At 45.4% G+C, this 10,827-nt stretch carries 7 protein-coding genes; 4 read left to right on the forward strand and 3 right to left on the reverse strand.

The window, feature by feature from the left end; translation table 11 throughout:
- The first annotated feature begins 144 nt into the window (after positions 1 to 144).
- The 4 genes from fabF to Q0668_RS19950 all read left to right on the forward strand — a co-directional run bounded on the left by fabF (position 145) and on the right by Q0668_RS19950 (position 7,636).
- Positions 145 to 1,428: a beta-ketoacyl-ACP synthase II gene (gene fabF / locus Q0668_RS19935; protein WP_298867874.1), complete on the forward strand. Its 1,284-nt coding sequence runs from the start codon at positions 145 to 147 to the stop codon at positions 1,426 to 1,428.
- 416 nt (positions 1,429 to 1,844) lie between these two features.
- Positions 1,845 to 2,276, forward strand: coding sequence for a response regulator (locus Q0668_RS19940; RefSeq protein ID WP_298867875.1), 432 nt, complete (start codon positions 1,845 to 1,847; stop codon positions 2,274 to 2,276).
- 318 nt (positions 2,277 to 2,594) lie between these two features.
- On the forward strand, positions 2,595 to 3,905 hold the full coding sequence (locus Q0668_RS19945) for a hypothetical protein (RefSeq protein ID WP_298867876.1): 1,311 nt from the start codon (positions 2,595 to 2,597) through the stop codon (positions 3,903 to 3,905).
- Complete coding sequence (locus Q0668_RS19950) at positions 3,902 to 7,636, forward strand: DUF4332 domain-containing protein (RefSeq protein ID WP_298867878.1); 3,735 nt, start codon at positions 3,902 to 3,904, stop codon at positions 7,634 to 7,636. The genes Q0668_RS19945 and Q0668_RS19950 overlap by 4 nt, the downstream gene beginning before the upstream one ends.
- A gap of 24 nt (positions 7,637 to 7,660) precedes the next feature.
- On the opposite strand, the gene Q0668_RS19955 is transcribed toward Q0668_RS19950, so the two are convergent.
- The 3 genes from Q0668_RS19955 to Q0668_RS19965 all read right to left on the reverse strand — a co-directional run.
- Complete coding sequence (locus Q0668_RS19955) at positions 7,661 to 8,899, reverse strand: CinA family nicotinamide mononucleotide deamidase-related protein (RefSeq protein ID WP_298867880.1); 1,239 nt, start codon at positions 8,897 to 8,899, stop codon at positions 7,661 to 7,663.
- Positions 8,900 to 8,975: 76 nt separating this feature from the next.
- Complete coding sequence (locus tag Q0668_RS19960; RefSeq protein WP_298867882.1) at positions 8,976 to 10,067, reverse strand: glycosyltransferase family 4 protein; 1,092 nt, start codon at positions 10,065 to 10,067, stop codon at positions 8,976 to 8,978.
- A gap of 60 nt (positions 10,068 to 10,127) precedes the next feature.
- Positions 10,128 to 10,827: hypothetical protein (locus tag Q0668_RS19965; RefSeq protein ID WP_298867884.1), on the reverse strand; the 700-nt coding region annotated here is incomplete at its 5' end.

Here is a 10,827-nt window from a genome sequence, read left to right on the forward strand (position 1 = left end):
GATTCTAAATGGACTACAATAATAATTCCACTATATGAAAACCAGATAAATTATCTGGCAGCAAATCACTTCGGGCTGGGTCAAACAATCTTGTGATTTGTCTGCTGCAACTAAATTCAATTTAAAAAACTAGAATTCGAAGCTATGAACCGCCGTGTTGTCATTACAGGAATTGGCGCTATTACTCCCTTGGGAAAAACTGTGGAAGACACCTGGAAAGCACTTCAGGAGTCCCAATGCGGCGTTTCCAATATCACTCATTTCGACGCCTCAAATTTTCCAACCCGATTCGCTGCAGAAGTGCATGACTTCCATCTGGAAGATTATGTAGACAACGTCGATCGCTTTGAACATTCCGGTCGCAACATTCGCTACGCCATCGGTGCAGCAACACAAGCTGTCAATGATTCTGGCATCCTGGATGATGATTTTGATCCCGCGACATTCGGTGTTTATCTGGGAGCTGGTGAAGGGCAACAAGATTTCTATAAATTCATGAAGATCATCGCACAAGCTCAAAACGATGGTCAGGTTGACCTGGAAAAATTTACCAAAGTGGGACTGGAACAGCTCAATCCACTTTTCGAACTCGAGCAAGAACCAAATATGCCGGCCGGCCATCTGGCCAGCTTGTTCAATGCACAAGGACCGAATCTCAACTGTCTAACCGCTTGTGCCGCCTCCAGCCAGGCAATTGGTGAAGCGTCGGAACTTATTCGTCGGGGTGACGTTGACATCATGCTTTCTGGTGGTGCACATAGTATGATTCATCCTTTTGGTGTAACTGGCTTCAGCCTGCTAACAGCGCTTTCAACACACAATGATGATCCCGCTAAAGCATCGCGACCCTTCGATCGAAACCGGGACGGATTTGTGCTCGGCGAAGGTGCCGGCATGATGATTCTGGAAGATCTGGAACGAGCCCAAAAACGTGGTGCTCGAATTTATGGCGAACTGGTTGGCTATGGCTCCAGCGCAGACGCTTATCGTGTTACCGACATTCATCCAGAAGGACGCGGTGCTATCAAATGTATTAATATGGCCATGAGTCATGCGAATGCCAATCCCGAAGATATTCATTACATCAATGCACATGGAACAAGTACCGCGGTCAACGATAAAGTCGAGACCAGAGCCATCAAGGGCGCATTAGGCGAAACAGCCTATAAAGTTCCGGTTTCCAGTATCAAAAGCATGATGGGACACTTGATTGCGGCTGCGGGAAGCGTCGAAGCCATCACTTGTCTGATGGCCATTCGAGATAATGTCGTCCCTCCCACAATCAACTATGAAACCCCCGATCCGGATTGTGACCTGGATTACATTCCCAATGAAGCACGTCAAAAAAAGGTAACAACGACGCTTTCAAACAGCTTTGGATTCGGCGGTCAGAACATCTCTTTGATCTTCTCAGAATTCAATGGCTAATTCTTTCTGGCTGAATCTGGTCACTTTCCAGACAAGATAGAATCATCAGTTCGCCCTGGAAAGAACTGCTTTCTCCGCGAAAAAGATCAACGCCGCTGATCAACTTTTCACATTTGCAAATCTTTTTGCACAGGTTCCCCGTCCTGAAGCAGACTACTGCCTATTTGACAGCGAAATCCTCTTTTTATTGTAAAGAAACATTGCAGAGTGATTTCGAACTGCTAAATTATGTAACTGCGAGACATAATTTAACCACTTCCCATGTAACTACTTACAAAGAGACTCCCTTTTATATCGGGTAATGGTATCTGATTTGCTAATCTTCTCTTTGTTCTAACGATATTTGCATGATTTGAATTATGGGCTAGTCTTAGCTTAAATTCCCGCGGATATGTGGTTGGCTTCTGAATGAATTGGTGAAAGAAATCATGGTGAATGCCAGGTCTCAGACCCCTTATCAATTACTGATTGCTGATGATGACGCCGGGTTTCGCAACGTACTCAAAGAGCTGTTCAATCCTTATTTCGAGCTGTTTGAAGCCGAATCGGGAGAAGAGGCTATTGAGCTTGTTGAGCAATTCCAGGTCGATCTCGTTTTGCTTGATATGCACATGGACGTTCTAACAGGCTTGGAAGCAGTCCGGATCATGAAGCAAATTAATGCCATTCTGCCCTGCATTCTCATTACCGCAGACGCAACAGATGAGTTACGGCAAGATGCCAGCGCCGCTGATGCTTATGGAGTTCTGTCTAAGCCCTTCAAGCGACAAGAGTTAGTTTCTACAGTCTCTCACGCCTTGCTGGAAACGTACCACGATCCGGATATCCCTTCCTGGCTGGGTAACTAGAGCGCATCCCATTTAACCATAGCGCCTTTCATTCTATTATACTCGTTTCAAATAGCCTTGGAGACGCCACAGGAAACCTGGACACAGGCTAGATCGATAGTTAGCCAGTTCACATCATTCGTAGTTTCGTTGATTCAAAGAAACAGGAACTCTCGATTCCGGGTACACTCCAGACATTTTTCCGTGGAATCGACTTTTCATTAACTTCATAGTGAAGTACACTTCGAGTCGAAATATTAATCTCAACAGCATACCTGCATCCCGTGTTTTCATACGAATTATCACATATACAGGTCGTGCGGCGGAAAGGAGTCTGCCATGCCATTTGTGCCAACCCGTTTTATCCACGCAAGTAACCTGCGCCTCGACCATCAACCTCAGGGAGTCGGTGCGGTTTCCAGAGAGTCGCAAACCCATCTCGAAGACTGCACTTTGGAGACCTTCGATGGAATCATCAAAGCGTGCCTGGAATATGAAATTGATTTCTTGCTTTTGACGGGCAACACTTTTATCGACGAAGATTACAGCATACGCGCCAGAATCGCGCTGATTGATGGATTTCAGCATCTGGCGTCAAAAAATATTCAGGTCTTCGTTATTCCCGGACAACACGATCCCTTGAGTGCCTGGGATTTACAATCCAACTGGCCTGCTAACGTTACGTTTCTCTCGCCTCAGGATTATGAAAGACTCGATATTATCCACGATGAAGAAACAGTGGCGACACTTCAAATTCTGGATGCCTCTCACTACAAACTACACCAGCCTTTAAAATTGGAGAAACGCAATCAGCTGTTTAATCAGCATAACCAACGTGTATTTTCGATAGGCTGTATCATAACCAATTCAACGACAGATCCGGTGAACCAGCCATCTGAGACGAAGTTAACAGCTCCGCTTAGTTCGTCAGAAGAAACAAACGAAGTGCCCGTTGACTATCTTGCACTGTGTAAAGGAACTCAGCGACACACATTCGAAATGCAGCCGGGAATTGCCCACCATCCAGGTGCAGGCCAGGGACTCAACTTCGATGAATGTAAAAGCAATGGTGTTACGTTAGTCACAATCAATCCGGAAGAACAATGGGACCATCGTCCGTTAAACGTCGCCGTCGTTCGCTGGTTAGTGATCGATATAAATCTGAATCCGGAAACGTCTCGCAATCAGCTCAAACAGCTGATGGAAGAAGCCCTGCTCACTCGAACTCCGAAGAACCATGAAAAGTTATGGATGGTACGTTGGAATATCAAAGGGTCTGGCGAGCTCTTCGAGACTCTACGAAGCTTCAAAAACCAGGCTGGTTTAAGCTCCGAATTCGCAAACGAAACCAATGATCGTCTGCCGTTATTGCTTGAACAATCATATTATCTTCAAGAAACAAACGCGAATTCCGAAACAGAACAGTCTGGCTTGATAAAACTGTATCAGCAACAACTTGAAGAATTTCAGACTGAATCAACATCGCCATTGAACCAATTAATCACACAATCAACTCAGCTTGATCAAACCTGGCAGCGACGTCTCAGCGCGTTAACAGAACAGGTGAATGAGCAACACGTTTTTAATAAGGCTATCCAAAACGGACATAGCTGGCTTAGCATCTCGTCGGGCGAGGAAGTTCACATATGAAAATTACCAGAATCCACGTCGATCAATTTGGAAACTGGAAAGACCTGACTCTTGCTCCCCTGAATGCGGGGATCAATGTATTTTATGGTCCGAATGAAACCGGTAAATCAACTTTAATGCGCATGATTCGCGGCATTCTTTATGGTTTTCACCTGGAAAAAATTCAGGCAGGTTCCCGTGTTTCCGATGCCGTTCCCTGGTCAGGCTTATTAGATATACAACATAAAGGACAACGTTACGAAATCCGTCGCAAAACCAACTCCAAAGCAAATGGTCATTTTTGGTTCCAGGGAGAATCGAAGGGGACTTCCAGCCAGGATCTGCTCACATCCCTGCATGCCGGTGTGAATGAAACCGTATATGAAAACATATTTGCCATCGGCTTAAATGAATTGCAGGAACTGGGCACCCTGCACGGCGATCAGGTAGCGCAACATATTTATGGCCTCTCTTTAGGACCGGAAGGGCGGGCCATTCTTGATGCGTCTGATCAATTAGGTCAATCACAACAAAAGCTGCTCAGCGACAACTTCAAAACCGGAAAACTGGTTGATCTGTATCAGCGGCTTGATGATGTGAATTCCAAACTCGAAGATCTGAAACAACAGGCAGAGCGTTTTTTCAATTTGACGGGTGAATTACAGAAATTACGCTCTGAATCTGACAGCCTCAAAAAACGCAAAGCAGGATTACAATATCAGATCCGGGGGCATCGTTTTCTGGATCGCGTCTGGAGACCCTGGCAGGAAGTACAAACTCTGCGTCAGAAATTAAAACAACTACCCATCATTCAGAATTTTCCAGAAAATGGTGTCGCCTTACTGAATGAATACGACCAGGATTTGAAACAGCTCGAAGCTAAGCTAATAGAACTCGAAGCAGAGATCCAAAGACTCGGTAAAGAAATTGAGCGCTACGAGTCAGCCAATGATTTCCTCAATTTTGCTCCTGACATTCAAAGTCTGTCTGACCAGAAAGCCTGGATAGCCGATCTGGAACAGCAGTATCAGCAAGGCGAATCTCAGAGAATCGATGTAGAACAGGCATTAAACAAACATCTCACGCAGGATCTGACCCTGAGTGACATCAGGCAGATTCAGACAACGCCCGATAATAATCAATGCCTCATTCAGGCAGCACGTGCTTATCAACTTGCCTGCACGAAACGCAAAAACGCACATCAGCGTTATAAAAAAGTTTCCCGGAAATATCAGCAAACATTAGTCCAACTACAGGAACAATCAAGCGAGTTGCTTAATGGGAATTCGATTGAAGAAGAAATGCGAAGAGCCCATGAACGAATGAAACACCTGGAACGCCTCAGCCAGTTACGGGTTCGGGAATCTGAAATTCTCATTCGGCAGGAAGCGCTTCAAGAACAGTTATCGCGACTACGGTCTCACGCTCGCATCCCCAGTTGGGCTAAAAAATCCTTATTTGGTTTTGCCCTGGCTGGAATGCTGTTGATTGTTGCCGGCGTATGGCGTGGTGTTTCGGATGCGGTTCTCGTCGGATTGATTTATTGTCTCTCAGGAATGTTTTTAGGTGGAATTGCCTGGGCTCTTAAAAAACATTATGAAATTGATATCGATGATCAAGCAGAAGAATTACAAGATGAAAGCCGAACGTTAGACATTCACTTGCGAGAAACACAACAGGAAATCGAGCTACTGCTGGAAGACGAATTCTTTGCCCTCAAAATAATTACTGAAGGACACTCGCTAACCAGCCATAGACAGCACAACAATATCCCTGCCCTCAATTACAACGAAGAAAATATTCTCCGTACAGATTTGCTGCATGAACTGGCTCTCAAAATCAGTCAACTGGAACAGTTGAAAACCGAGCAAGAACGAGCACAAAAAACACGTCAGCTACTCGTAAAACTGAGAAATCGTTCCCAGGAAATACAGCGTCTTTTTAGCAGCAAGCGGCATGACTGGTGTGAATGCCTCAAACAATTAGGTTTAACAGAAACGCTGAAAACCACTGAAGCATTTCAAATGTGGCATCGAGTTTCCAATGCGAATTTATATGCGAACCAGCTCGATCAGATAAAACGTCAAATCAAACCAGCCGGTGAAATAATCAACCAGTTCAACCAGCGCGTACGTGACTTAGGGTTACGGATGGACCGCAGAAACCATAATTTCGATAAACCGTTCGATGTCATAGCAGAATGGGAACGCGAACTCGGTACACTCTCCGTGCATCAACAAGACTGCGCTCGCCTGCGTAAAGAAGAAAAAAAACTACGACAGCAATCAGACTCCATCCAATTAAATATTCAGGAACTGAAACAGAAACGTTCAAGCCTGATGATTCAGGGCAGCGCATCAAATCGCGAAGAATTCGTTCAACGAGCAACCTCTCTTGAAGAACGGATTCTAATTGAAAATCTCCTGGAGGATGCACAGACTGAATTGGAACATATCAGCCGCACCGAACAGGAAATGGCGATTGTCGAAGAAGATCTACTGAATTTCAATCTGGATGATAACACCGAACATCTCGAAATGCTGAACCTGGAACTGGAAGACATAGAGCAAGATCTGGTAAGAACCGCCGAAAATATGGGTCGGTTAAAACAGGAATTTCAAAACGCCAAAACCGATCGCAGCTCGGCTCATTTACGTTTTGAACGAGAACAGATTCTCCAACAAATTAAACAGACCAGTACAAATTGGTTCGCAAATCAACTTTCAAAAACAGGTTTGAAGCAGTTACGTTTAGAATATGAACGAACCTGTCAACCAGAGACATTGGCAATTGCTTCTGAATATCTTAGCCAACTGACTAATGGGAAATATACAAATATCTGGACTCCTCTAGGTGAACAGTTCCCAAAAATTGACGATCAACAAGGGCATACGCTCACCGTAAGTGAACTCAGCAGTGGTACGCGCGAGCAACTCTTTCTGGCAATCCGCCTGGCAATGGTAGAGCGTTTTCGAAATAACGGCGTCGAGCTCCCCATGATCCTGGATGATGTGCTTGTTAATTTTGACCAGGAGCGAACAATCGCTGCTATTAAAACTTTAAATGCCGTTGCTGAAAAAGGGCAGCAAATCCTGTTCTTCACCTGCCATCTACATCTATCCCAACTGTTTGAAGAACATGGTGGCGATCCCATCTTGTTACAGGATACGAAGTCTCAATCCACTACATCTCCTGCCTTGACGCAGTCTAATCCCGAAATGGAACAAACATCCGATACCGAAAGATCCCACGAACAGCGAGCATTTCGCAGAGACAGTCCGCATGATGCTTCATCCTGTTTCAGCCCGTCGATCCCGCCATTTTATTTGAATCGTTCGATGCCCATAGAATCAGCCCCCTCCATTGGCGCCAAAACAGCACAACGGCTGGAAAGAATTGGTATCTTTACTATCGATGATTTTCTGGAGTGTAATCCCGAATTCGTCTCCGGAAAGTTGAAGAGACGCCACATCAACAAACAGAAAATTCGTCAATGGAAAAAACAAGCGAAGCTGGTTTGCTGCATTCCTGGTTTACGAGGCCATGACGCACAGGTTCTAGTTGCTTGCGGCTTTTTTGAGCCCGATGCGATCGCACGTTCTTCACCGAATGAATTATTCGAAAAAGTACAGGCGTTTGTAAATACTTATGAAGGAGAACGACTTCTCCGAGGCGCTAAAAAACCGGACTTCAGTGAAATCACAGACTGGATCAATTGGTCTCAACAAGCCAGAGAACTGCATGCCGCTTGATCATGATGTTTTTACAGTTCTACTTCAGAGACGCGTCAGATCACTTCTTAATAAATTGAGAGCCGCTTTCGTTACGCGGCTTTTCGCAATCGCCCGGTTGACTGTTAATCCAATTTCTTCGACTAACTCAACCCCCTCAGCAACCAAGGCTATAAACGCCTGTGGAATATTTTCTGCGTCTTGCCAGGACTGATTCACGTCCAGAACGATCGAAAGTGCATAATTGCTTGCATATTTTTCTCGTGTTTCTTTTGCCAGAGAAATGGCGCCAGAAGCACTAAATTGATATCCGTCGTCTACCAAATTATTCTGTTGGTCGGCTGGCAAACCAGGCATTCCGGAAATGGTTCCTCCGGCATAGCAAGTAGTCGAACCGGTCACATCCGTCAATCGGTAAGACAATAGACCTCCCGTTCCACATTCACAAGTTGCCAGCGTTTGCCCCCGTTCGCTGAGCAGCGCTACAACCACATGTTCCAGTTCTTCGTCCTCATATCCATAAATGTAATCGCCAATCCGTTCATGGATCAGGTCACAGGTTTCTGAAATTTTCTGTTCGCAGACTTCTACTGATTTACCTGTGGCTTTAATCCGTAAAGTAATTGTCGCCTCATGTGCCGTGATTCCGACCTCGGGATCACGTCCACGACTGGTGATGTCTCCCAGAATTTCCTCTGTTTTCGATTCACCCATCCCAAAACAATTGATGCGGGCAAACCGAATCACGTTCGTTCCCGTGGAAAGTCGGGGAAGAATTGATTGAGTAAACATCGGCTTCATTTCCGAAGGTACACCGGGCATCGCAGCGATACAGCAATTCGTGTTCAAATTTTCACGAGGCACTTCCATCCAAATTCCAGGCGCGGTTCCATGCATATTTTCGATCGGTTCAGACCCTTGGGGAAACAGAGCCTGAATCCGGTTTCGTTCGGGCATCTCTCGATCGCGTTGCAGGAACATGTTTTCAATAATTTGCAGCGAATTCTCATCCAGAGCCAGATCTGCTCCGGTTAATTCCGCCATCGCCTGTCGCGTTAAATCGTCTAACGTGGGGCCCAGTCCTCCTGTGATCAATACCAGATCAGACCGTCGTATGGAAAGTCGCAATTGCTCAACAAGCTCGTCGAGATGGTCAGCGATGGTCGTATGAAAGTGTGTGGATATTCCCACGGAAGCTAATTGAGTACTTAACCATTGACTGTTGGTATCCAGTTTTTCTCCATTCGTCAGTTCGCTGCCGATCGCTATTATTTCTGCTCGCATCGTCTCTTTCAGTATAAGGAATTAACAGCACGAAACCTGAGATTCATGGCCGAGACATCATTGAATGATGACGTACTCACGACGCAACATGCAGCGCCAGTTTATATTGTTCAACAGTTCTCTCAACCATCGTTTCTACACGAAATTCTTGTCTGACTAGTTCCCGTGCCGACTCACCCATCGCACGCGCTTTGAGTGGATCTTTCAATAACATGAGGATGCTGTTGGTTAACGCCTCACTATTTGAAGGAGGAACCACTAATCCTGTCTCCCCATCACGGATGACCGAATAAATCCCCCCCACACCTGTTGCGATGACCGGCTTTGCTAATGACATCGCTTCCAGCATGATCGTTCCCAGCCCCTGTCTTAACGAAGCCAGACAGAAGATATCCATTGCTTCGAGCGAAATAGAGAAATCGTAGAGATTCGAAACAAAAGTCACATTTTCCGAAATTTCCAAATCACGTGCTAAATAACGAAGATTGCTTTCCTCGGGACCAGCGCCTGAAATCAAAAACTGGACATTCGGATTCACTGCTAACACACGGCTTGCAGCTCCTAAAAAATAGGGGAGCCCTTTGATGGCTTCCAGCGGACCGGCTGTCCCTACAACAGGCTGATGATCTTGTGACAATACCGGCAAAAGTTGTGAATGATCGGGTACATGCACGCCACTGGGAATCACTAAAATCAACTCTTCTGGCAAACTGGTTCGGGCTAATAAATCTTTTTTGACAGATTCACTGACGGTGATGATCCCTCTGCACCATCGCATATCAATCCGAAGCTTTTCATCGCTCTGCAAATAATCATTCACGGTCAGAATAAATGGACGTTTGATTTTTCTGGCAAGCCATTGCCCTTGTGGAAGCACATGCCTGGATTGGATATGAATCAGGTCTGGTGGTTGTTTCAATAATTCCTGCTGTACCAGCCGTAATACTATTTGACCCAGTAACGGTACATTCAAATTTCGGTACTCTAACATCTCCAGATTAGATCGAATACTGGGATCAACTTTGGATGCATCAGGACATATCACACATGTATTGATTCCATAATTGGTCGCATGTTGTGCCAGGCGCAAGGTGTAAGCCGAGGTTCCTCTGACTTCAAATGGACCTGCAAACAACAATACATCAATCGGGGAATCTGCTTTACTCATTCGCTTTTCTTAGCATTGACCGTTTCAAACAAATTCAAAGCGAACTGCTGTGAAAGAGTATCATCTGGAACGGCGGAGTGATTTGGGAGGGGAGAGAATTTCATTCAAAATAATTGCCTGGCGTAATGATTGAGGATTTTTCATCAACCCTCTGATGACTTTCACTCCCTCTGATCTGGAAGCACGTTTTTCTTCATCAGCATGAGCCCCAAAAGATCCTATGAGATGCTTGTTGACTTTGCTGGTAAGATGACCGTGAATACTTGACGAGATATGAGATTGATGCTTTTCTTCGATGCGATCGCGCAGATCCCCTCCTGTTCGTTCCTTGCGATCTTGTGCTTCAATATCTGATCGCTCCCTCAGCGTTAAATGCTGTTTGGCACTTTGATTTTCGGTCGAACTGCGAACAGACTGTTGGCTTTGCCTTTTTTGTTGAGGACGAGATGGTTGTGACTTTTGCTGTCGACGCCTGCGACGTTGGGGAACTTGCTGGACCGGAGTCTCTGCTTTGAAATCCTCTTCGTCAAGTTCAAAAATTTCGACGTTGGCAGGTTTTTGTTTTTTCTCCTGCTGAGGATTAATCGCATCCTGTAGAAATTTTTCTAATTCCTGCTGCAGCGCCGCCTTCTGTTTCTGCTTTCCAGGCTGGGGTTTATTTTTTTCCTTGGCAGCATTCATGATAGCGCTCCCAATGCTGATAATCACGAAGATGATGCCAAAGATAACCCCGACAATGTCGGCTGCAAAAAGTGGAATA

The organism is uncultured Gimesia sp. (genome assembly GCF_937910335.1).
Taxonomy (GTDB): Bacteria; Planctomycetota; Planctomycetia; order Planctomycetales; family Planctomycetaceae; genus Gimesia.

Bases quoted from the DNA above. Each gene is read 5' to 3' on its own strand.
- Q0668_RS19950 (WP_298867878.1), top strand. From the start codon at position 3,902: ATGAAAATTACCAGAATCCACGTCGATCAATTTGGAAACTGGAAAGAC.
- fabF (WP_298867874.1), top strand. From the start codon at position 145: ATGAACCGCCGTGTTGTCATTACAGGAATTGGCGCTATTACTCCCTTG.
- Q0668_RS19945 (WP_298867876.1), top strand. From the start codon at position 2,595: ATGCCATTTGTGCCAACCCGTTTTATCCACGCAAGTAACCTGCGCCTC.
- Q0668_RS19960 (WP_298867882.1), bottom strand. From the start codon at position 10,067: ATGAGTAAAGCAGATTCCCCGATTGATGTATTGTTGTTTGCAGGTCCA.
- Q0668_RS19955 (WP_298867880.1), bottom strand. From the start codon at position 8,899: ATGCGAGCAGAAATAATAGCGATCGGCAGCGAACTGACGAATGGAGAA.